General features: G+C 44.7%; 19 protein-coding genes. 13 read left to right on the top strand and 6 right to left on the bottom strand.

All coding sequences use genetic code 11. The features are described 5' to 3' along the window. Positions 1-18 precede the first annotated feature (18 nt). From OEZ43_20680 to OEZ43_20650, 7 genes are all read left to right on the top strand, one after another. Complete coding sequence (locus OEZ43_20680; GenBank protein MDH5548001.1) at positions 19-1266, top strand: ABC transporter permease; 1248 nt, start codon at positions 19-21, stop codon at positions 1264-1266. A 79-nt stretch (positions 1267-1345) separates the two neighbouring features. After that, entirely contained in the window at positions 1346-2638 is a 1293-nt protein-coding gene (locus tag OEZ43_20675; GenBank protein MDH5548000.1) for a TolC family protein, read from the top strand. A 41-nt stretch (positions 2639-2679) separates the two neighbouring features. Next, a complete protein-coding gene (locus tag OEZ43_20670; protein ID MDH5547999.1) occupies positions 2680-3054 on the top strand; it encodes a hypothetical protein in 375 nt (124 codons plus the stop codon). A 114-nt stretch (positions 3055-3168) separates the two neighbouring features. Further along, positions 3169-4842: a cyclic peptide export ABC transporter gene (locus OEZ43_20665; protein MDH5547998.1), complete on the top strand. Its 1674-nt coding sequence runs from the start codon at positions 3169-3171 to the stop codon at positions 4840-4842. 68 nt (positions 4843-4910) lie between these two features. Next, positions 4911-5699: an amino acid racemase gene (locus OEZ43_20660; GenBank protein MDH5547997.1), complete on the top strand. Its 789-nt coding sequence runs from the start codon at positions 4911-4913 to the stop codon at positions 5697-5699. A 69-nt stretch (positions 5700-5768) separates the two neighbouring features. Then, entirely contained in the window at positions 5769-6605 is an 837-nt protein-coding gene (locus OEZ43_20655) for a 4'-phosphopantetheinyl transferase superfamily protein (protein MDH5547996.1), read from the top strand. 98 nt (positions 6606-6703) lie between these two features. Further along, positions 6704-7990 carry a hypothetical protein gene (locus OEZ43_20650; GenBank protein MDH5547995.1) on the top strand — a complete coding sequence of 429 codons (1287 nt, stop codon included), beginning with the start codon at positions 6704-6706 and terminating at the stop codon, positions 7988-7990. Positions 7991-8406: 416 nt separating this feature from the next. Here the strand turns inward: OEZ43_20650 and OEZ43_20645 are convergent, their stop codons facing one another. Next, on the bottom strand, positions 8407-8619 hold the full coding sequence (locus tag OEZ43_20645; GenBank protein ID MDH5547994.1) for a hypothetical protein: 213 nt from the start codon (positions 8617-8619) through the stop codon (positions 8407-8409). Positions 8620-9370: 751 nt separating this feature from the next. Between OEZ43_20645 and OEZ43_20640 the strand changes: the two genes are divergently transcribed. The 3 genes from OEZ43_20640 to OEZ43_20630 all read left to right on the top strand — a co-directional run bounded on the left by OEZ43_20640 (position 9371) and on the right by OEZ43_20630 (position 14390). Next, positions 9371-10450, top strand: a complete 1080-nt coding sequence (locus OEZ43_20640; GenBank protein MDH5547993.1) for a DUF2235 domain-containing protein — start codon at positions 9371-9373, stop codon at positions 10448-10450. Between the two features lie 739 nt (positions 10451-11189). Continuing rightward, the gene (locus OEZ43_20635; protein ID MDH5547992.1) at positions 11190-13307 is read left to right on the top strand and encodes a hypothetical protein; all 2118 of its coding nucleotides are present in this window, start codon (positions 11190-11192) and stop codon (positions 13305-13307) included. 3 nt (positions 13308-13310) lie between these two features. Beyond that, a complete protein-coding gene (locus OEZ43_20630; protein MDH5547991.1) occupies positions 13311-14390 on the top strand; it encodes an MBL fold metallo-hydrolase in 1080 nt (359 codons plus the stop codon). 410 nt (positions 14391-14800) lie between these two features. On the opposite strand, the gene OEZ43_20625 is transcribed toward OEZ43_20630, so the two are convergent. From OEZ43_20625 to OEZ43_20610, 4 genes are read right to left on the bottom strand one after another with little or no spacing between them, the layout of a single operon-like run. Then, positions 14801-15472 carry a TonB family protein gene (locus OEZ43_20625; protein MDH5547990.1) on the bottom strand — a complete coding sequence of 224 codons (672 nt, stop codon included), beginning with the start codon at positions 15470-15472 and terminating at the stop codon, positions 14801-14803. Next, the gene (locus OEZ43_20620) at positions 15444-15884 is read right to left on the bottom strand and encodes a biopolymer transporter ExbD (GenBank protein MDH5547989.1); all 441 of its coding nucleotides are present in this window, start codon (positions 15882-15884) and stop codon (positions 15444-15446) included. The genes OEZ43_20625 and OEZ43_20620 overlap by 29 nt, the downstream gene beginning before the upstream one ends. Next, positions 15881-16501, bottom strand: coding sequence for a MotA/TolQ/ExbB proton channel family protein (locus OEZ43_20615; GenBank protein MDH5547988.1), 621 nt, complete (start codon positions 16499-16501; stop codon positions 15881-15883). The genes OEZ43_20620 and OEZ43_20615 overlap by 4 nt, the downstream gene beginning before the upstream one ends. 37 nt (positions 16502-16538) lie before the next feature. Further along, positions 16539-18887, bottom strand: coding sequence for a hypothetical protein (locus OEZ43_20610; protein ID MDH5547987.1), 2349 nt, complete (start codon positions 18885-18887; stop codon positions 16539-16541). A 217-nt stretch (positions 18888-19104) separates the two neighbouring features. Between OEZ43_20610 and OEZ43_20605 the strand changes: the two genes are divergently transcribed. Genes OEZ43_20605 through OEZ43_20595 form a run of 3 tightly spaced genes read left to right on the top strand, consistent with a single transcriptional unit; the run spans position 19105 to position 22942 of the window. Then, a complete protein-coding gene (locus OEZ43_20605) occupies positions 19105-19629 on the top strand; it encodes an RNA polymerase sigma factor (protein MDH5547986.1) in 525 nt (174 codons plus the stop codon). Continuing rightward, positions 19626-20477 carry a hypothetical protein gene (locus OEZ43_20600; protein ID MDH5547985.1) on the top strand — a complete coding sequence of 284 codons (852 nt, stop codon included), beginning with the start codon at positions 19626-19628 and terminating at the stop codon, positions 20475-20477. The genes OEZ43_20605 and OEZ43_20600 overlap by 4 nt, the downstream gene beginning before the upstream one ends. A gap of 2 nt (positions 20478-20479) precedes the next feature. Then, positions 20480-22942: a caspase family protein gene (locus tag OEZ43_20595; protein ID MDH5547984.1), complete on the top strand. Its 2463-nt coding sequence runs from the start codon at positions 20480-20482 to the stop codon at positions 22940-22942. A gap of 34 nt (positions 22943-22976) precedes the next feature. Here the strand turns inward: OEZ43_20595 and OEZ43_20590 are convergent, their stop codons facing one another. Next, complete coding sequence (locus tag OEZ43_20590) at positions 22977-23594, bottom strand: DUF1566 domain-containing protein (protein MDH5547983.1); 618 nt, start codon at positions 23592-23594, stop codon at positions 22977-22979. Positions 23595-23624 lie beyond the last annotated feature (30 nt).

Below are 23624 nucleotides of genomic sequence, written 5' to 3'. Positions count from 1 at the left end.
TGTTGATGAAATTGCCGAATGTATAGCAAAGTCGTTGGGACAGTATCGCTTTTGGAGCAGGCACTTGCGAGTGCTATGCGTAATAAGGCACGAACTTTTGCCAGTATAGTTGGTGTCGCCATCGGAATTTGTGCCGTTATGGCCGTGAGTGCGATAAGTAAGGGTGGGTATTATCATATTCTTGGAGAGTTAAAAACCTTCGGCCTTAATTCTATTTGGGTGCATAGAGATTTTTCAAAATTTGATCCAGGCAAGGGTGATCCGGCGGGGACAGGGATTGAAAACTCGGATTATCTCGCTATAAATGAGCATTGTTGCCCTTCGATTAGTAGGATTTCGCCAGTCGTTCATCCTCCTCGTGATTCTACAATTAGGTTTGGACAAACCTACTTGAAGCCTAGTCTGCAAGGTGTTGGCGTGGACTATCTTGGTGTTAGCAATGATCACATTGCGCAGGGAAGAGGTTTCATAGAACACGATATTATCAGCGCAAAGCAGATAGCGATAATTGGACCACAAATAAAGCAAGAACTTCTATCAGCCGGTGTCGAGCCCATCGGTGCGCATATACGAGTCGGAGAATATCGTTACACCATAGTCGGTGTCGTCGAGGAGAAAAGTCGTAGTTTTCTTGAAAGTATTGGGTCTGTTAGTAAGACTGGCGTGAATAATAGGATTCTCGTTCCCTATACTGCTTTACAGAAACAGTTTTCAATCTATGAAATAAACATGCTACATGTGGAGAGTAAGCAACTAGAGCTAGCGCAAAAAGCCGCAGATGAAATTACCGCATTTTTGGGGGCTCGACATAGTTACAAATACCCGTACGTATCAAGAACGATGCAAAAGTATATTCACACCACGGACAATATCGTCGGTACTGTTTCAATTATAGGGATCGTCGGTGCGGCGATGTCTCTAATTGTCAGTATTATGGGTATTATTAATGTCATGATAACCTCGGTGTTGGAAAGAACTCGAGAGATAGGTTTGAGACAGGCGGTAGGCGCTCGCAAGAAGGATATTTTAGTACAATTCATTTTTGAAGCAATGCTTATGAGTTTTATCGGTGGGGTTCTTGGATTGTTTTTCGGCCTAATCATAAGCGTTATTTTATCCAAGATTACCGGGTTGCCTCTGGTGCCATCATCCTCTGTTATTGCGCTTGCGATCGCGGTATCTATTGGTTTGGGTGTTTTAGCCGGTTTATATCCAGCATTAAGAGCCTCAAAGATTCCACCGGTTGAGGCTCTTCGCTATGAATAGACTCATGTGTGTGTTGATATTTCCGTGGCTGCAATTTCTGCCTTATGCCGCCAATTCAGAGGATAGCATTTATTGGGATATGGAAAGAGCAATTGAGCATGCATTGAATAACCGAGTTGAGCTAAGAATAGAAAAATTGCAGGGTCGAGAGTTGCAAAAGGCGAAGGATGAGAAACTGTCGGAGTTCTATCCACGACTAGATTTCGAAACTGATTTGAAGCACCGACCAGAATCAGATCCCTATGTGCCAATCGAAATCGATGCTGTCGTTAATGGGCAACCAATATTGATAAATGAGGAACCGGTATCCGTATTAGTTACGAATAATCCTCCCGAGTTTTCGTCACGATCCTCAATAGAACTCGCGTGGAATGTCTATAAGGGTGGGCATGATTTGGCTAAGGTTAGGGAAACGAGACAGAAAATTGAAGGCCAAAATCTCGCTGAAGCAATTGTCGAAAAAGATATTATAAGAGAGACAATTGTTGCCTTCACGGAATTACTGAAAGTACAATTACTCGAAGATAATAAAAAAAATGAGCTTCGATATTGGCAGGATAATCTGGATATGAGTAAACAGATGTTAGTGTCGGGTGGGATATCAAATATCGATTATCAACGAATTCAATTGAATTATGAAGAAGTCAAAATCGAGAAATTGAAAATTGAGCAGGACTTAAGGAGACGCTCGACACTGTTTTTAAGCGTCATTGGCGTCAGTGATTCTGAACCGTTTAATAGGATCGTTTCTGCCAACTTTGATGAATTACCGACTTTAAAGCGAATGTTGAGTTATCAGTTGGATATATCTACTTTAAGGTTAGACGAATTGGCTACCAGGATTGGATCAGCAGACGAGGTTGTAAAGCAACAACGATCAGATTATTTGCCTGAAATAGATTTATATGCTTCGTATGGCCACTATGGTCGTAGTCGAGAAAATGTTTTTGATGCTATTGTTGATAGAGGAAGTAATGACACCCAGTATGGTGTGAGACTAAGGTGGAATATTTTTAACGGTCTCAAGACCAGCGCAAGAATGCACAGGGCAATTGCAGAGAAGGAGCGCATTTCCTTAGAACGAATTCAAAAAAGACTAGAAAATGAGGTCTCTAAGCGAGAAAAAGAGATAACAGTTAGTCTAGTAAACAAAAAAATTCAATTGGCGGAACAAAAACTCGATATGTTGTATTCGGAGGAGCGACTCGCATATACAAAGTGGAAGAGTTTACATGAAATTACAGAGTTGAAGTATCGAGAAGCGAAGTTGAAGTTGATGGAAGCTGAGACCGAGCTAAAGGTGTTGAAGCTAGATTACTATATTTCAGTGATAGAGCTTGCGTCTGTTGGGGGAAACCCTCAGTCATATTGAAAATAGCGTTGTAACTTACATTAAATTAGCAGGAGAAAAAAATGGCACAAATGGGTAAGTATTGTAAGGCATATCTGGCTGCAAAATTCAGAGGGTATGAAAATTGGAGGGAAATGGCAGAGAATGCATCTTCTGAAGGCAATGAAGAGGGAAATGGAGTAAACGAGCCTAGAAAGTTGAGTGACGACTCAATTTTATACTTACAGGAAAATTATACGGTAACAGACGGTATTTTTGTCGACGAACATGTGATATTCGACGACGTCAACGACGACTGGAAAAACTTTTGCAAAAATGAACTGGAGTTTGCTGTTCCAGAATATGTGCTTCAGATGGCAGAAGGCGACGCCGAATCGGAGTCTATTGAAGTAGAAGCCGATGCTGAGGAAATTGAGCCAATTGCAGAGAGTGCTTAGTTTCGATTGGTGAGCAAAAAAATACTCTTTGTTCTCGTAAAAAGGGTTATCTAGCTGAATGAGCAATTAGTTGTTAACTCATTGGCGGTAAAATAATGCTGCATTAGAGATGTTATGGGTATATTAAAAAGGATTGCAAAGGAAAATAGAAAGCAGCTCGTGACTTTAGCTATTGTTAGCCTTATTGGAGGCGGGCTTAATGCATCATTTTTGGTTTTAATTACGAAAGTCCTATCGTTGGAAGGCGGGGTAGAAAAGTATGGCTGGCTTGCTTTTGTTCTTATATGCGGCTTTACACTATACGTGAGGCATTACCATAGAACGTTCGCGGTGAAAGTCGCTATGAGAATTAGCAATGCGTTGCGTATAAGAATGGCCGACTTAATCAAATCGTGCTCTGCTGAGTATCGTAATAAGGGTAGTAAAGCGGATCTTTTGGTTATAGTTACTCAAGATGTTCAGACCATTTCTCAATTTATTTTGGCAATTCCGACATTGCTTTCAAATCTTGCGCTTGTTTTGGGCGCTGCCTTCTATATCATCTATATTTCAGAAGCAAGTTTATATATGGCTATGATTGCTTCAATAGCGGCAGGAGGTATAGTCTATTTTAGAATTATGTCACGTACAACGCCTCTGTTCAGAAAGATTAGAGCACAACAGAGGAAGTTTCTGGGGTATTTCGACGATTTAATTAATGGGTACAAAGAATTAAAAACAAAACCTAGATACGGTGAATTGATTCGAGATAGGCATATAAAGTGCGCGACGATTGAGATGGCGGATTTACAGGTAAAGGCGGCATCAAAACATTCTCACTCTATGAACATCACTCAGTTTCTAATTTATTTTTTAATTGGATACATTTTGTTCGTTTATCCAAATCTAGCTGATACGGCATTCGATACGAGCACAATGGTTACTTACGTCGTTGTTGTGCTTTTCGCGGCAGCTCCATTCGAAACCATACTCGGGATATTTCCACAATTTAAACACGCGGGTGTATCTGCAAAACGTATCAGTCAGCTTGAGCAGGAATTGGTGGAGCATAACGAGTTCAGTGGGAAAAAAGAAAGCGGACAAGGTGTTTTTGATGACTTAAAAGAGCTGAATCTGGTAAATGTTGCGTATCAGTACAATACAAATTCCAGTGGTAAGAGATTTTCTATTGGGCCAATCAATATAACAATCAGGAAAGGAGAAGTGTTGCTAATTGCCGGAAAGAACGGTAGTGGTAAATCTACATTGAGTAAGATAATAAATGGTTTATATTCAGCTAGTAGGGGTGATGTATATTGGAACGAACATAAGTTAGTTTCTGAAGATATATTGACGTATCGATCTCACTACGCAACGGTTTTTAGTGACTATCATTTGTTCGAGGAAACCTTTAACGTATACGATTTGGAGAAGCATAAAGATAGTGAGTGGCTGGATGTGCTGGAGATAAAGAGCATCGTGCTTGAACTGCTGGAAAATAGAATCAGGTCAAGTGAGATGTCTCAGGGACAAAAGCGCAGGTTGGCAATATTTGTCATGCTGCTAGAAAACAGACCTGTATATATTTTCGATGAGCCTGGAGCGGATTTGGATCCTGATTTTAAGGATGTATTTTATTACCGAATTGTAAGGAAGCTCAGATCACAAGGGAAAACCATCATTATTGTTTCGCACGATAGTCATTACTTTAATATTGCGGATCGGGTGATTGAGATGGCAAACGGGAAAGTTAAATCCGATCGGGTTTGTGATAGCGTATTTTCTACTGAAGAGTTAGTTGGGGCCTAGTGTCGGAAATGAGATTATTATGAGTAAGTTGAAAATTTATTGTTAGGCGCTAGAGCGAGAAAATGAAAATGGATGAGGAATTGCTCGGAATAGTAGGAGGAATGGGGCCCTATACGGATGTATATTTTCTAGATAGGTTAATCGCGTTGAATAAATCCGCCCAATGTGATCAGGACTATCCCAGAACATTGCTATACTCAAATACAAAGGTACCATGTAGAGTTGCCTCATTTCCAAAAGCAAAAGATGCGGTGATTGTGGAGATCGTAGATGGATTTAAGAAGCTACGGGAGGCCGGGGCAACTATTGGAGTTATGACATGTAATACTGCGCATATTTTCTATGATGAAATTGCAGCTCAGATCGATATGCCAATTTTAAGTATCGTAGAGCAAACGACAAGAACTATATCAGAACAAAGTCGTAGGGATATATCAAGTATAGGTATCTTGGCAACCGATGCTACAGTGAATTATGATTTATATGGAAGAAGCTTTCGACGTCGGGGAATTTTGGTATCCTATCCGAATGAAAGCGAACAAAAGCTCATATCTGAGGCTATTTTCGATAAACGCTTTGGCGTTAAGGCAACTGTTCCTGATATCTCAAACGAGGCTATGCGTAATATTGGTTACGTGATTTCTGAAATGAGGGCGAGAGATGATAGGATCAGGTTTTTGGCAGGTTGTACTGAGTTGTCACTTGCATTTGGCAAGATGAAAGATCGCGAAAAAGATATTATTGATCCATTAGAAATACTTGCAAGCGTTTGTCTGGAAAGAATTAGATCGGCGAATGGACGTGTTAAGGTTGCGTCGGCACCCCACGTCACGAATAGAGAAGTGTGTCATTCCTAGTTAGTATGTGAATTCATCATATATGCTTCATCTCAAACCACTTGAGAGCGATCCTGTGATCGAGACTAAATGGGTGACCGGGATAAAATAGGTTGCTCAGAAGTGCAGGAAGTAGAAATGAGGGTTGCGAGTAGTGAAATTCATCTTTGGATTTGCCGCAGTGAACAGGTAAAAGAATTTAACCTGCTATCGGGTTACTATGATATGTTGAGCGCTGATGAACGTGAGCAACATGATAGATTTTTCTTTGAAAAACACAGGAATCAATACTTAGTTACTCGTGCGATGATTCGAACAGTATTGTCTCAGTATGCGCGCGATATTGCACCAGAACAATGGGAATTCGAAAAAAATGAATATGGAAAGCCGTACGCTAGCAATAGTAATCTGAAAATACCTCTTAAATTTAATCTTTCCCATACGGATGAGCTAACTGTGGCAGCAATTACGCTTGGAGGCGAAGTAGGCGTGGATGTTGAGAAGATAAAAGAAGTAGAGGATATTCCAAATATTGTAAACAGTTATTTTTCGCCTATAGAACGCGAACAACTTACCGCATTACCATTTGATAAACAAACCGAAAGGTTTTTTGACCTCTGGACGTTAAAGGAGTCCTATATTAAGGCCTGTGGAAAGGGGTTGTCAATGCCACTGGATTTGTTTAGTTTTTCCATTTGTCGACATGGAAGTATAAGCATAGAGTTCTCTCCAAAAATTTATGATAAGGCGGAGCGTTGGCATTTTTGGCAGATTCAGTACAGCAATATACACAAAATGTCTCTCGCAAAAATGGATTGCGGGGAAAAAGAACAGAAATATTCAGTACGAATAAGAAATATTGTTCCAGGCAAGAATATAAGAGAAGTAGATTTGCCTATTTCATACAAGAAGTTGATTACGCATTGAACTGGTTTGTTTTTCGAGGAATTGTTTCAGTCTATTTGTATTTTTCAGGGGTAAAGGAACTAACGATAACAAGCAGTAAAAGTGGGAGAACATGTTTTATGTGTTACAAAGCTGGTTGCCTGGCATATGCGCGGATTTTGTTGTGGAACAGTCTATTTGTCAGGTTTCAGTTAAGTAATATTGTTCTATTGTCATTTTCGATAATTATATTTTCCTGCGATAGTGTGGAGGTAGAGGTAGAGGGAGAGCTAGCTCGTACCTCATCTCGAATTGATAGCCCGTTTGAAAGCCCCATCTGGAGTGGGAAACATGCTGTCGGTGTAAGAGACTTTTGGCTTGAGGACGAATCCAGGGATGAGACCTTGGCAAAGGAAGTGGGTGGCAAGCGCTCTATTTTTATACGTGTCCATTTTCCAGCGGTTCTTGATGAGTCTCTTCCTAAATTCAAAGTTGTAAACGACTTTGAGAAGGAACAATTTGCTTTCAGACTTGGTGGTGTCTCTCCTGACATAGCGTACAGAAATTTCGATAATGCCTTTTGGAATGTTTATTTAAATGCTGAAATCGATAACCGGTTAGACGCTTACCCCCTGTTAGTCTATTCCCATGGGCACGGGGCACATGCCTTATGGCAGGAGATCGTAAGCGCAGATGGGTACGAATTGGAATTTATTCAGGGCTTGAATCCCGCATGGATAGCTGACATTGCAAGTCACGGCTATATAGTTGTCTCGATTATACACCCCTACGGCATAGCGCACGTGCATTCTGACGGTAAGTTTCGGCCAGCTGTTAGTCTACCAAAGAATGACTTTGGGGCACATGGGCCTATTTGGATTAAAGATCAACGCTTTGTATTGGATGAAATTGAATCGATGAACCGGGATCCAAGCAGTTTTTTGTTTTCTCGTGTTTCAATGAATCAGATAGGAGTATTCGGTCATTCTTATGGTGGTGCGACTTCGTATCATACTGCGGTACAGGATGATCGAGTGAAAGCGGGAGTCGATATGGATGGAACGATTTTCCATAGTGATGATACAAATCTTTCAAAACCGTTTGCATTGTTCGTTAGAGACGATACGTTGATAGAACATATGTTCGATGGTGAACAATTATTCGCAACGATGCATGATGATACCTATCTTTTACGCTTTAAAGATTTTACCCATTCGTCGTTCGGAGATGGGGCACGTCTGCAAGATCAGTGGGATTTTCCGGATTCTCGGATTGGCAATAGTGATTTAAATGCCTACCGTGTGCATGAGTTACTTTCAGAGAGCATAAGACAGTTCTTTGATAAATACCTTAAACTCGACACTGCGACTTGGATCGATGAGACAGCGAAGAGCCCTCCAGAGATTAGTGTAGAGAAAATACATTAATGCCAATTGTGTGTTCGTAAGGTAAGCAAAGATTGCTATCCTATGCTTGCGTATAGTGGGCTAAACACCGATAGTAGAACGAGGAATTATACGATGTTAGCAGTTGTAAAGAATCAGATCGTGAGAAAATTATACCAGTTTTCGTCAATCAATAGGAAAACGAATATGCTTGAGGAATTGTCTGATCGGCCAACTGATATATTTAAATGTTCCTAAGAAATATCAGGAACGACGTGGATGCAAATGATAATGTTTCAACTACTAACGAAAGGCGAAATTACGGAAGGCAAGCAGGATTGGATGGATGCAAACTTGCCTGTGGAAAGCTCCCCGATACAACAGGCCGGGTGAGGATTGAAAGCTCTAATAAAAAAATCCCTCTTCCAAAGGAAGAGGGATTTTTTTTGGAACAATAATTAGGCGGCTTCTTCTTTCGCGTCGTCGTTCGCAACTGGGGTTTCGAACTTAGGAGCCTTTGTTCCTTTTGGCGGACGTGCGATCTCTTTGCCTGTCCGTCTCTTGATTTCTGCTCTGGCGTGTTCACCGGCCTTACCAGGGTGACCAGCCCAACCTTCTAATTGGATAAGCGACATCTCGGCAACTACTTTGCCTCTAATTTTCATACTCATTCTAAATCTCCTAGCAGTATTTGCTAGAATATTTATCGTCAAAAAATGCCGGAAATATAGGGAAATAGGTCTTTATAAATGAAAAAGATACATGAAATATGTTGACCAGTTTCTCAGATTTATATTTTGAAACAAAGTGGGACAAGGGCAAGCCCAAGATCCTTTTTGTAGATAAGTAAGCCCTACTGTGGTGGGATTGCGAAACCCCAGGATCTAAATACTGGGTCAATCAATAAGCAAAATGCTGCGCAGAGGTTGACACATGACAACTCGTAGAGAGTCAGCTTGTATTGACACCTCAATGGCATCCTTCAGAGGATAACTAGATGCAAAAGCATGTAAACAAGGTATCCATTTTTATATCAGCACAGTTTCCATAGAGCGAACAAGACCAGATATCAACCATTGCATTACCGTTTTCACTCGCATATTGCAGCGTGTTTGATTTTGGCAGATGGGAGTGACAGTAAAACTTTCGGCTATATTATTTTCGTGTGTTGTCGGTTGGTGCTTAACAATTCAATTTGTACACATTTCAATGCTGAAGTTAGTTACCAGTTACATATTCGCGTTACTACAATCTACATACACTAAATTGCAGATGTCATCAGGCTATTGCAGTTGATCTGCGATGTCTCAAATTAATATCCGATTGTAGCGATAGGGAATGAAACGATGGCATAACAATATGAATTGTTTTCGTTTGTTCAGCATTATATATTGAATAGATGCTGTGCAAGGAGTGCTTGATATGAAAAGAATAGTTATCTGTGCTGATGGTACTTGGAATATTCGCGATCAGATCGACAAGAAGACTGGAAAAAGACGCCCAACAAACGTAACTAAACTAGCGCGTGCTATCAAGCCTCGGTCAAGTCAAGGTGTAGACCAGATAGTTTACTATCATGACGGTATAGGTACGGGGGGATTTACTGATCGATTTACGGGCGGAGCCTTTGGTCATGGAATCGAGGAGAATATTCGCAATCTATACCGCTTCATCGTTTATAACTATGAGCAAGATGATGAACTTTATTTCTTTGGGTTTAGTCGTGGCGCCTTTACTGTACGTAGCCTTGCTGGATTCATGTATAAAATCGGTCTTATCGAAAAGGATGACGACTATTATGTTCCGGAAATATATGCCTGCTATGAAAGAAATGATGGACCCGATTCACCTCAGTGGAAGAAGGCATTTCGAAAAGTCAAGGGAACACGCCCTTGTCCGTTAATCCGCATGATCGGTGTTTGGGATACAGTTGGCGCGTTAGGTGCTCCTGGTTTGCTTGGACAAATATTCAACAAGAAAAAATACCAATACCATGCCGTAGGTTTACATTCGAAAATTGAAAATGCAATACACGCCATCGCAGTAGATGAAAAAAGAAAGCCGTTCGTTCCAGATATCTGGAGGCGCCCCGCTGACTGGAGTGGGCAGCTAGTCCAAGCCTGGTTTCCTGGTGTTCATAGCAATGTGGGTGGAAGCTATGACCCGGATGGCTTGGCTAATGAATCTTTACATTGGATAGTAGAACATGCAGAGGTACTTGGTCTTGAAGTGGATAATAATTATATTCAATATTTTCGTCCGTGCTTCAATTCAGTCTTAAACGATTCGATGACGACTATGTATAGAGTAATGGGGCCAATCACGAGGAAGATCGGTCAATATACTGACAGTTGCGAGGTACTACACCAAACCTGTATTGATCGTATGCATCACAGTGCTAGCCATTATTCGCCGGAGAATCTTGGAGTCTATCTCGAGAAAAGTCCCAATGCCAAAACTGTCAATACCACACGAATAGTAAGAGGAAAACCGTGTGTATAGCTTTCTCGTGGTTAATTGGGGTAAATCGATTTGCTCGAGAAAAATGTAGGGAGGTATGTCCATGCGAGGAATATTGGGAACTTGGGGTGCGCAACTTTCTGAGTCAGATCTAGCGATAGCAATTCTTGCTTTGGGATTGGTGCCGGAAGAGTTAAGAATTGGACTTTCCACGTCTGAGCAAGAGAACGGCCTATTGTCTCTCCTAGAAAATAATAGGGAAAATGTACTTAGCTGGTTTGTGGATTCGTTGCCAATAGAGGCGGGTAGTTGGTCATCAAAACTTCGATCCGAAACTTTAGTAGCTATAGTAAGAAAAGCACAAATTTATGAGAGGCGAATATCTCTGAAATGTTCAGGACAGATAGACCCTATTGCGTTCTGGATTTATTTAAAACAGCACACAAGCCAAGTTACACCAGGTATTGATCACTGGTCGTATTTCGTTTCTATGCCGGCACCCAAGACTATTCCAAGATTTCGCTGGCCAATTAGAATTGGCTACTTTTCTCATCCTGTTGGATGGGGCATTGGTCATTCACTCCAGGGAATGGATAGATGGAATGGTTGCGTTTATAAAGTCTTAGAATTGAACAGGCGCCATACAGAGTGCGATATTCTTGTTTGCGAAGGATTAAGTCTCAGTCACGTAGTTGAAGAATTATCAAGGGAATCTTTAAGACTGGGAGGCGTATCCGCCGACCTTTTATATTTGTGCATTAGTCAACCAATAGATCCTGGTATGCGTTATGAAGATCTGTCGCCTCTTTTCCGAGGGGTAGAAGCCAATGGTGCATACCTAATTAATGCGACGAATCCTGCATCTGGTGCAGAAAATCTGATCAAGGCGATAGAGGTGCTGTCGCACAATCTTCCAATAGATTGTGCGTTTACTGAGGTATCGGGAGGCAATGGTTTGCTGGTGATCGATGAGAGGCTTATTGCGAAGTCACGGATCTCAGATCGAGTTCATACCTTGGGAAAAATTTTGCAACGTCCGGAGAATGCCTCAAGGTCGATTACCATCGATAATTCTTCGGCTATGCTCTTGCGTCTGCCGAAGTCTACTCTTCTTCGGGAAGAAGCGGGGCGGGAAATCGAAAAAGTTCATCTGGATTATGGCTTTTTGCGCGAGTCGGATGAGGCGAGTGCTATTGGGCATACAGTAATGCAACTTCAGCAGGATGACGACAAGAGTAACGTCCCTCGTTACCTTCAAGCAGGTATATCCATGCCGGGGAAAGACAGCCCGGTTACCGATAAGCCTCTGGTTCGAAATAAACCGTATGAAGTACTTGTTTTTGTGGGAGCTCGAAATTCAGAATATTTGGCGAGTGTTGAAGCATTTCCAAAATTACAACCACTTGACGATGGTCGGTCTCATCAACTGACAGTCGTATTCTGGGAGCAGAATGTAAGCGAAGCTCCTCAGGTTCAACACATAGACTTGCCATCAGTTGGCGATAGTGAGGTATGTCGATTTTCTATCCACACGCCTGCCAGAATTGTTGAACTTCACGCGCGTATAACTCTACTACATAAGAATCGAGTATTGCAGACCGGGATATTAATTGCCCCAGTAGGACGTAAATCGTGTGAGTACTCTTTTGTTCTCGATGCTGTGCCAAGAAGAGTATTAAACGGACTTGATGAACGTTTAAATTTTGATTTAGCAATGGTTGTCAATGATATCGCTGGTCTGTCTCAAGTACATCTCTCAGGGGGAAGCCAGGCCGCGGTACTGAAATGGGACCATCAGGATATACAAGGTCTTATAAAAATCATTGGTGCATCTATAGGACAAATAACGGAAAATCCAGATGATTTTAGTGGCCTGTTCGCGTCCGGAAGTACCAAATTGTTGCGCCGTCTTGCTCAAAAAGGTGCCTCGTTTCGTAAGTACCTCCAGACGGTTCAGGGCTTCAATCTATCAAATGTTTCGCATATACAACTCATTATTGCTGATCCGACAAAAGTCCTCCCTATCGAATTCTTTTACGACTTTCCAGCTCCCGAGCCAACCGCTGCATTATGTGTCAATGCTGCAAGGGCCTTGGAATTTGCGAGAAATGATTCACTAGACAGCGGTCGATGTCCAGGAGGTTGTCCTGATCAACCGGAAGATCAAATTATTTGTCCAGTAGCTTTTTGGGGGATTCGATGCATTATTGAACGTCGTGCGCACAGACCTGATGAGGAAGATATTAATGGAGACGCAAGAGTGATCTCTGAGCCAGTTCTTTTAGGCGATAGAATTCTTAATCCGACTGTCTCAGCTGTTGTCGGTGCAACAGACAAAGCGAATCCTCCGTCGGACCCAGATGCAACCAAGAAGATGATTGAACGGATTAAGGCTGTAGTTGGCAAGTTTCGGGAAGTTCACAACTGGGATGAGTGGAAAGGTGCGGTTGCAGATATTAATCCGTCTTTGCTGACTTTAATTGTGCATCAGGAGGAAGATGACTACGGTACACCCGAGCTCGATATTGGTCAGCCACCGAATCTCAACAGCGATCTGATCAAAACTGCTCATGTACCGCAACTAACGCATCCAGTATTTCTTTTAATCGGCTGTGAGACGTCTCTGGCTGATATTAGTTATGAAAATATCGCGTTTCGTTTTCATACGGAGGGCGCGGTAATCGTTGTCAGCACAATTGCGCGAATACTGGGGCGCCAGGCTGCTCCTCTCGCAGCGGAGATAATCGAAGAATTAGCAAATCTACCTAGTTCAACTCCCTTTGGAAGTGTTTTGAGAAATGTACGATGTCGTATGCTTGAAAAAGGTACGCCAATGGTTATGGCATTAACGGCATTGGGCGACGCGGACTGGGAAGTTGTTGGGCAATCGGGAGTATAATTCATGTTTACTATTGAAATGTTACCCGCAAGAGAAGGTGATGCACTTTGGATAGAGTATGGAAATCCAAAAAATCCTAACAGAATTCTAATTGACTGTGGATATAAATCAACATACAGGCTCATTATGGATCGAATTGATAAGAATCCAGATATCACGTTTGAGCTTCTGGTTCTTACGCATATTGATGGAGATCATATTGCGGGTGCAGTGCCGTTTATTGCAGACAAACGCGTTACGACGGACCATATAAGTGAAATCTGGTTCAATGGACGTGAAATGATCGACGATACGTTGGGTGCTCGCCAAGCGGAATATTTTACAAAATATATTGAGGATAAGGGATTTAGTTGGAATTCTCAGTATGGAAATCGGGCAATATATTTACAAGATGTTGAGCATGTAGATCCAGTAAAGCTTCCCGGTGGATTGATTATTACCTTACTTTCTCCCGGAGGCGAACAACTGGATGATCTACTAAACAAATGGAATAAAGATCTCGACTCTCTACTAAAGGAGCAGACTTTAGATGAGATGCTGGAGGAAACTCCAACTGCACTTCAGCCCGATGTGCTCGGGGAGCCAGATATTGAACAACTGGCCAGAGGGACTTTCGAACCGGACAGCACTGCCCCTAATGGCAGCAGTATTGCCTTTCTCGCAGAATATACGGATATATACGATGACAACCGAGTAAAGCGAATTATTTTTAGTGGTGATGCCCATTCTCATGTTTTGGAAAGCTCAATAAAAAAGGTGCTTGAACAAACGGGGGCAGAGACACTCAATATTGATGCACTGAAGGTGTCACATCATGGAAGTAAGTCGAATACGAGTATGGAACTACTTAAGCTAATAAATTGCCAAAAATACTTATTTTCGACAAACGGTAGTAGGCACTCTCATCCGGATGTTGAAACTATTGCGAGAGTTATAAAATCAAACAGAAAGCCTGTTAAACTCTATTTTAATTACCTTTCAACAACAAACAAAATATGGAAAAAACCAAAGTATATAAACAAATATAAGTATGAAGCGTATTACCCGTCAGAAGATAATCCGGGATTGGTAGTGCCAATATAAAGTTTTCGTATATATCAATTTTGTATTTTCGTGGTTTTCATTTTCGAATTTCTGTAGTTTTAAATTTTTATAAGGTGTACAAAAAGCGAAAATATTAACTCGAATAAAAAACTAAATGAGTAGAAGAAACCTTTAAAAATATAGACAAACAATTCGATTAAGAAGGGTCTTCACCGTGATTATTTCTGAATTTTAAAATGAGAATGGAAATTCAACCAATAATCCAAGTTGACATACTTCGTCATGGCTGGTCAATTCGCAGTTTAGTACATGGATAAAAGATTTGCCTTGGCATATATTTTCTGTGAAGAAGATATTTAGAGACTGTGAGCTACGATCGTCCAGCAATAAATATATAGATGAAATGATGCTTTAGTCGGTTGTCGATATGCCGCTTATGTACCTTGTGTCTAATTCAAGCGAAACCGTATCGGAATTCGATAACGGACGGCCACCGCCACACCATCAACATTGGCTGGCATGAAAGTCGAATGACGAACACTGTCGAGTGCGGCAATGTCGAAATCTGCACCGCCGGAGTTGATGACCTCTGCCTGACGGATCTTGCCTTGTTTGTCGATCAGTATTTCTATCTTCACGGTCGCCTCACGTCCCAGGGCTTTCATTTGCGTGGGATAAACCGGCGCCTGCCAGTGAACGACACGCGGCAGTGTTGTTACCTGAAAAAGTGGTACGGGCACGGGCACGCTGTCTTGTGTGTCGTTCTCGACGACTTCCTCTATTGGTTCCGCTTGTACCTGTTCCTGGGCAGGCTCAATCGCGTCGGTGAGCACCGGTTTTTGTATAGGTGCTGGCTTAGGTGGCGCAATCGGTTTCGGTTTTTCCGGCTTAGGTTTAGGCCGCGGGTTTGGCGGCGTCTTTTTTGGCTTGGGGATTTCAGCCGGCATCTGTTTAACCGGTTCCTGCCAGGTAATAAAGTCCAGTGTGATTACTTTGGGCTCGGGCATTTTTTCATTGCTACCTAGCGCAGGCAGTACAGCGAACAAAAAGAGGTTTAGGATGCTGCCTACAAAAAGCGCGGTTAGCCAATAGCTATGATTGTTTTGTTCGATCAGCGTCATTGGTTGCAATTCCGACCTGTTTAGCACCACCGAGTTTGCAGGCGTCCATTACCTGGATAAAGATTTCGGTTGTAGCCTGTTTGTCTACATTCATCAATACGGCCGTGTCTGGCGCCGCGTTTAGTTGTTCTCTTACCAGTCTTTCGACGTCAGCAGTTTCCACGTGGCGATCCTGAAAAAACACCTGTCCGTTTTTGTCGATCTGAAAAACGATTTTCTTCATCGCCAATGGTTCGCTATGCGCGGATGCGGGTTTGTCTATGAGCAGGCCACGGTTTTCCGGAAAGACCGTGGTCACCATGAAGAAAATCAATAACAGAAATACCACATCGATGAGCGGCGCCATGGAGATTTCCGGGTTGCCGGTGTTTATCTCTGGCATCGTGAACGGATTGTTTTTCGCTGCACTCATGCCGTTGCTCTCTCTTTGATACCCTGTGCATAGATGACGTGCATGCTCTGTTCAGTTATGGAAAGCACGACGCGCAGCTTTCTTACAATGAGATGGTGCGCGAAGATTACGGGTATGGCGATCACCAGTCCGCTTGCGGTGGTGAGCAGCGCCTGCGAAATTCCGTGTGCCATTTCTTGTGGATCTCCGGTGCCGTGTAAGGCGATGACTTCGAAGACGCTAATCATTCCCGTCACCGTGCCGAGTAGTCCGAGCATCGGTAACAGTCCACCAATAATTGCAATCGTCGGTAACGAGCCTTCCAGGCGCGGCAGAATTTCTGACAGTTGCACGCTTAGTTGTTTGGCGATGTCGTCCTGGTCTCTGACGTCTTTCCAGTCAACGCGATCTACCAATACAGCGATCGGACTGTGCTGCCGTGAGCCGTTCAACACGGGGCGATAATCTTTGTTTTTGTCCATCGCCAATTGATCCCGTTGCGCGCTCTGATACCACCTGTGTATGCGTAGCGAACGTTCCACCAGCATCACCAGTGCGACCCAGGCGGTGACGAATATCACCCACATCACCGGTCCGCCTTTGTCCATGAATGCCATAAAACTGTAATAGAAATTCATTGCAATACTCCTTTGTATGCTGCGCGAAGATTCAATACTAGATTTCGATTTCCAGTCCGAAGGACGGAAGTATCGGCGCGGAGGTAATCTTTTTCGGCGTGTCGATGTTTTCAAAACGACTGCCGTAGTCATAGCCGGTGACGTTTTTCGTGTTGAGCACATTCAAAATGTCGATATACATATTCATCTTCCAGTTGTTGAACAGGAAATGACGATCCAGTCTCAGGTCGAGTTGATAAAACAGAGGCAGACGTGAGCTGTTTTTCTGCGCATAGTCGGCGCGCCAGTAGGCGAAGTCTGGGTTGTCCGAGCCGAGACTCTGATCGGCACAATCGGCCACGCCGCTTCCGCCACTGCACAGCGCGGTGCGTGTAAGCACAGGTGTATACGGTTTTCCGGAATAGAGACGTGAACGCAGACCAAGACTCCACTTGTTCATAAAGCCCGGCAGTTTTTGACTCCACACCGCGGTAAGACTATGACGTTGATCGCCATCATAGGGCAGTGTCACACCGTCGAAGGTGCGTTCTGTTCTGAGATATGAATAACTCAGCCAGCCCATAGTGCCGCCACTGCTTTCACGTTTGACCAGGACATCGAAGCCGTAGGATTGACCGATGCCGTCATTACTGTAATTGTCTGGCGGTGATTGATTGTTATTGATCTTGATCAAATCCCACATCGGGATGTGATAGCCTTCGATCTGCATATTCCACAACTCATTCACACGGTGACGCAATCCGAGTATGCGATGTTCGGAACGTGTCTCGTGTAAGCGCGGATTACCGGCATCTTCCACCCATTGCACGCCATCCGGGAACTGGCCATACCTTCCCCAAGCACCGGTCAACGTAGTGGCTTTCGATAGATCAAGTTCGAATGAAGAGCGCGGCGAAAATATCGATTCAGGTTCTCGTGCGTTCGATCGCAGGTGCGTGACTCGTCCGCCTAATTGCAGTTTGAGGCGATCGAAGAACGTGCCATACCATTTCGCATACAAGGCGCCGATGCCGGTTTTATAGGTGCGGTCGATGCGAAACTTTTCCATCGAGGTCAGATTGTAATCTTGCTCACTGAGTTGCGGTGGACGCGCGATATAGGCATCGACGGGTGTGTTAGCCAGAACACCTTCGGCACCGAGTACCAGTTCCTGATTTTCGGCAAACGTATAGCTAATTTCCGGCTGCCACACATAATCCAGTTCATCGATATTCATGCGGTACGGCGTACCCGAAACCGGATCGCTGCCCATACTAATCTCTTGATGCATCTTGAGCGCGTAGAGTGACGAGGCAGTCTTGAGACGCGGCGTCCAGTTTTGCATCCACACCAGACTCAGGCTGTCGTAGTCCATGGCGCTGGACAAACTACCCACTAGCTCGGGGTCAGTATCAGCAACCGAGTTTAAGTTGATCGTTATAGAGTCTGCAGCACGAAAATATTGCAAACGCACGTCACCCTTTTCGAGCTGGTGATGCCAGACCGCATTAATATCGTGAAACACGGGCACTGTTGTTATTGCGTCGCCTTCATCACCCATGCCCGCAAAGTCGGTAAACTGTTGCGGGTTCAGTAGCGCATCTACATAGCTGCGTCGCGCCGAAAAATAACCGCTGTCGGCACCGTTTTTTTTCAGCAAAGGCCCTTCCCATACCAGTGACGATTCATACGTGCCGAAGGAATAACTCTGGTGCAGTCTGTCGTTACGCGGTTTGCGCAAGGTAATGTCGAGCGCGCCACCCATGGCATCACCGTACTCCACCGGGAAACCACCGAGAAACATATTGAAGTCTTGCACCAGTTGCGGACTGATTGTCGAATGCAGTCCGCCGAAGTGATAGAGATAGCCGAGTCGGCCGCGGTTGGCCCACACAATACTCTGGTTGGGTTCACTGCCGCGAACATACATCAGCCCCGTCCCTTCCTGCGCTGTAACAACACCGGGAAGCGACTGGATGGCCTTGAGTGGATCGCCCTGAGTGCCCGGTGCGCGACGCAGCTCTTCGACATCAAGTACTACCTTGGATGTTTTTTCGCGCACGCGATCAGCGGTAATCACCAGGGCCTCGCCTTCGAAGGCCAGCGGTTCAAGATAGATGCGTACACGACCGGTTTTTTGGTCGATGTTTTTTGTTTCCAGTCGCGTCAACAGGGTTTGGTAGCCGGGGTTGAGAATCTTGAATTCCCCTGGCAACTGGATGTCGTCGAGACTCGCGAGTCCCTGTTCATCGGTTTCGGCAAACTCTCCGCTGGTGGCGTCCACCACTGTCGCATTGGCAACCGGATCGCCGCTGCCTTTTTGCAATACTTGAATTTGCAAGGCTGCAGGCAGTCCGGCAACAGGAAAAAGAATGAGTACAATTAGCGCGATTACTCGTTGATACATGGTATTACACCCCGTTTTCTCGGTGGATTTACCGGATGAAACACCTCGGGTGTCACAAAGTGTTACTTTTGTTTTTCGGTGGACTATGTAGTGGTGGGTTTTTACGCGGCTGCTGGTACTGGATATGAGTTGAAGCTGCGTTTACACTGCCTATCAATCAAGCGTAAGCTTATGTTTTTTAAATGCTAAAAAAGAGTGACACTTTGGCTTTGTCGCGGTGTTTCATATTGAAACCGACGAGGAGAATGAATTGGCGCTGGATGTAGAGTCCTTATATCGGAAATACGGCCCTATGGTATTGCGCCGTTGCCGCCAGCTATTGGAAAACGAGGCGCACGCGGTCGAGGCCATGCAGGATGTGTTCGTCAATCTGCTGGAAAAGCGGGACAGCCTGGAAGACCAGGGACTTTCTTCGCTGTTATACACCATGGCCACCAATATATGTCTCAACATCATCCGCAGTCATCGGCGCAAGAGTGCCGATTCCCTCGACGAACAGGAAGGAGTGTTGGAAAGGATAGCCGTACTGGAAGAACCGGAACAGGGGATAATAGCCAACATGATGCTGAACCGAATTTTTGATCGTCATCCCGAGTCCACGCGCACGATTGCGACCTTGCATCTGCATGACGGCTATACCCTCGAAGACACTGCCAGAGCAGTCGGTATGTCAGTTTCCGGAGTGAGAAAACGACTACGCCAACTCAAGGCTCAGGTCAATGAACTGGAGGGCAGAGTGTGAACGCCAAGACAGGAAAATCCTGGACCGATCTCGATCTCGAGCAATACATGCTCGGTGAACTCGACGAAAAACGTACCACGGAAATTCGGATTCAAATCACGTCCGATGCAGAATTGCGCGAGCGCGTAGAACAGTTGCAAGAGTCGAGTGATGAAATACTTGACCAATATACGCCGGAGTACATGGCGCAGCAGATTCAGAGGAAGCAGGCGGAGCGACAAAAGCAAAATTCGGGAAGCCGAATTGAAATACGACTCAAGCGTAAGCCGAAAAATCCTGATAGTGTTCGACCGGTGCTGGCGTGGTCGCGGCTCGCGTACGCTTTACCGGTATTAATGGTCGCCACTTTTGCCTTTCTTCTGATGCAGCCCGACGCAGTGCAACAGCATGTACAAAATGGTCAGCTGATTGATGGTATCCCAATAGAACGCATGAAGGGAGATGAACTGACACTCAGTTTGTATCGCAAGACCGAGGCGGGCCAGGAAATATTGGAGAATGGTGCGAAGGTGTCTCAGGGCGATGTTGTACAGTTGCGCTATTCGGTGGCACAGAGTGGTTATGGCCTGGTCTTTTCCATCGATGGTAACGGGGTGCTTACGGAGCATCTTTCCCATAATGGCCGTGCGCTATTTATTGAGGTGGGAGAGTCGGTGGCGCTGAATCATGCCTATGAGCTGGATAATGCCCCGACCTTTGAGCGCTTCTTTTTGGTCTTCAGGTCTGAGGTGTTCGATCTTGAGTCGCTTCACATTGAAGAACTGACACGTAAATTGAGAGACGATTTTTCCCAGGACGTCGATTTTGGTAAAGACAGTCGTTCAACTTCCCTGCTGTTGAGGAAGTAATTATGAAAATACATCATTTGATTTTGGTTTCCATGCTTGTTGTTTCGCCGGTTTTTGCGCTTGAGCAGACGGCGGTCAATCGCTACGCGCTGATTATCGGCGCAAATAACGGCGGCAAAGATCGCGTGTCATTACGTTATGCGCAATCGGACGCACGCCTGGTGGCGAAGGTGTTTGACGATCTTGGTGGCATAGACGCTACCCGTAGCGAAGTGTTGTTTGAGCCTACAGCCGAGAATTTGATACAGCGCCTCACGGCCATGGGCGAAAATATCCGGTCTCACAGCCGCTCCGACGCACGCAATGAATTCATTTTTTATTATTCCGGTCACTCCAACGAATCGGGAATTTTACTTGGCGAGGAATTGCTGGAATACAAACGTTTGCATAAGGCCATAGGTGAAATCAGCTCCGACGTGAAGGTTGCGATACTCGACTCGTGTGCCTCAGGTGCATTTACCCGTATCAAAGGCGGAAAACGTCGTCCGACGTTTTTGATAGACGAGTCTTCGAAAGTATCTGGCCATGCCTATCTCGCGTCCAGTTCTGCGGATGAATCGGCGCAGGAGTCCGATGCGATAGGGGGTTCCTATTTTACGCACTATTTTGTCTCTGGTCTGCGAGGCGCGGGTGATCTGTCCAATGATAAGCGGGTAACACTTAACGAAGCCTACCAGTTTGCCTTTCATGAAACGCTGGCACGCACTGAAAGCAGTCTCTTTGGCGCGCAACATGCCGCCTATGATATCCAATTAGCAGGGGCGGGTGATCTCGTGCTTACTGACTTGCATCAGGCGAGTTCGACCTTGGTGATACCAAAAGAAGTTAGTGGTCGCGTGTATATACGTAATAGCAAGGAACAACTCATTGTCGAATTGAAGAAGAATACAGAACGAGAAATCGTCCTCGGCATGGAACCCGGCGACTATACCATATTGGTCGACAACGGTGAGAAGTTGCTCAAGGTCGGCTTTACATTGGTGAATAACAAAAGCTTTGTATACGACGAACAATATGCGACGGCGGTAGATCGCAAGGTCGCGCTCGCACGCGGTGACAAACCGCCGATAGATCGCAGTGAATACGCAGAAGTGGAAGTGAAGATTTCTTTGTTTCCCGATATGGAGTATGAGAATCCACCATCAATGGGAAAAAAGGAAATCGTAAAATTCGATGTTAATCTGCTTGCGGGTCAAACCGACAGATTGGAAGGTGTCGGCTTAGGCAGTTTGATTACCTTTTATCGTGAAGATGCGAAGTGGTTTAATGCGAGTTCGATGGTTAACTTTGTTGGAGGTGATTTTGAAGGTGGGCAGGGAACCGGTATCGCGAATATTGTTAACGGTAATTTGAAAGGTGGGCAAGGGGCTGGTGTTTTCAACTTTGTCGGTGGCAATCTGGAAGGCGCCATGGGAAGTGGCGTGTTCAATATTATTAGTGGTGACCTGATCGACGGCGGTGTCGGTGCCGCCGGCTTTAATGTCATTCGAGGCGATATGAAAGGCGGCATGGGCGCTGCCGGATTCAACATCGTTGGTGGAAGGTTGAACAATAGCGGCATGGGTGCCGCCGGGTTCAACATCGCGCTTGGTGGCGGAAAAGGTGGCATGGGCGCCGCCGGTTTTAATATCGTCAAAGGTGATTTCGATGGCGGACAAGGGGCGGCGGGTTTCAATATCGCCTACGGAAACATGCGCGGTACTCAGGGAAGCGCCGGGTTTAATATTTCAGCTGGCGACATGAACGGCGTGCAGGGTACGGCGGGATTTAATGTCGCGAAAAATCTCAAAGGCGTTCAGGTATCGGCGGGTTTCAATGTCGCAAAGGAATTGAAGGGCGTACAGGTTTCTTCGATTAACGTCGCAGGAAAGGCGACCGGTGTACACGTCGGTCTTTTTAATTTCGCGCGGGAGTTTTCCGGTGTCCCCGTCGGCTTGCTGTCCATCTATGGTAATGGTAGACACGATATCGGTATTAGTCTTGATGAATTGTCAGACATGATGTTGTCGTATAAGACTGGTACAAAGCGGATTTACAATCTTTTAGGTCTGAGTACTGATAGTACACAATCGCACTGGCGTTCAAAGTGGGCGATCGGTTTCACTTATAACGTATCGCCTCGTAGCTATATTGATAGCGATATTATGTTTGCTAGCGATATACGCTATTACGGCAGCCAGAGCGGTGATACCGAAACCCAGGTATTGGATATCGCCAGTCAGTTAGGTATTGATCCGCTGTGTGTCTTTTGTTCACAAAGTAACAATACGGTTTCCATACGCTCGGCCGCGCACCTGCGACTGGCGCGTTTTCTGAGTGTACATGCTGGCGCGAGTCTGAACTTTCTGGTCGATCCACGTAGTGACGGAAAGGAACTTAAGGCTTCCATTCAACCTGTGAACTTCAGCATCGGGCGGAGCAGCTTCAGTTTTTGGCCAGCGGTGTATGCGGGTGTAGAGTTTTAATTGTGTTTGCTGATGTGGATGGGGTACCGCAACTTTATTGGCTTCGAACCAAACGGACAGCTTGTGCCTCGGTAATCGGCGTGATTTTAGTGCGGTTGCTGGGGTAGCTGAAAGTCAGGCTATACGCTGTATTTGTATCAACATAATTTTCATTCTCATCACGAAATCGGGTTGATTTTCGGCTCGGCGTCGAGCTCCAGTAAGAATTGAAAGGCAAATCGAATACGGCAAGGTCAATTGCATAGTATGAACTTGGTGTTATACAAGCGGGGTCATATATCGAAGCCAGCTCCTTTATATTTGGCAAGCGCCAATCGTTATGTGATGCAAATGCGTTTTGTTGCGCACGCTCCAAAGCATTTTTCCAATTCTGGCTATCTATAATCGGAAAACCAGACTCATTTTTTTCTGTTTCACAGATTCCGGTCTGTTCGTTCCAGACTGCACCAAGCGTACATTTTTGCCACATCAAGTTGGTCATTTTGTCGGAAATTGTGCCATCCTTATTGTCGATATACCGATTTAGATAATGGCCGGGAATGTTGTCTTTACAAGCAAAGACCGTAGCCGGGATGCTAGTGATAGCAACGAGAAAGCAGTAGCCAACGAAGGAAAAAGTTGTCTTTGTTTGCGGAAAATTGATGTGTTTCAACGTAGTATTCTTCATAAATCGTACTTTTTC

Source organism: Gammaproteobacteria bacterium (assembly GCA_029881255.1).
Lineage (GTDB): Bacteria > Pseudomonadota > Gammaproteobacteria > S012-40 > S012-40 > JAOUMY01.
Note: the sequence above shows the minus strand (reverse complement) of the source record. Positions and strands in the feature narration are given on the sequence as shown.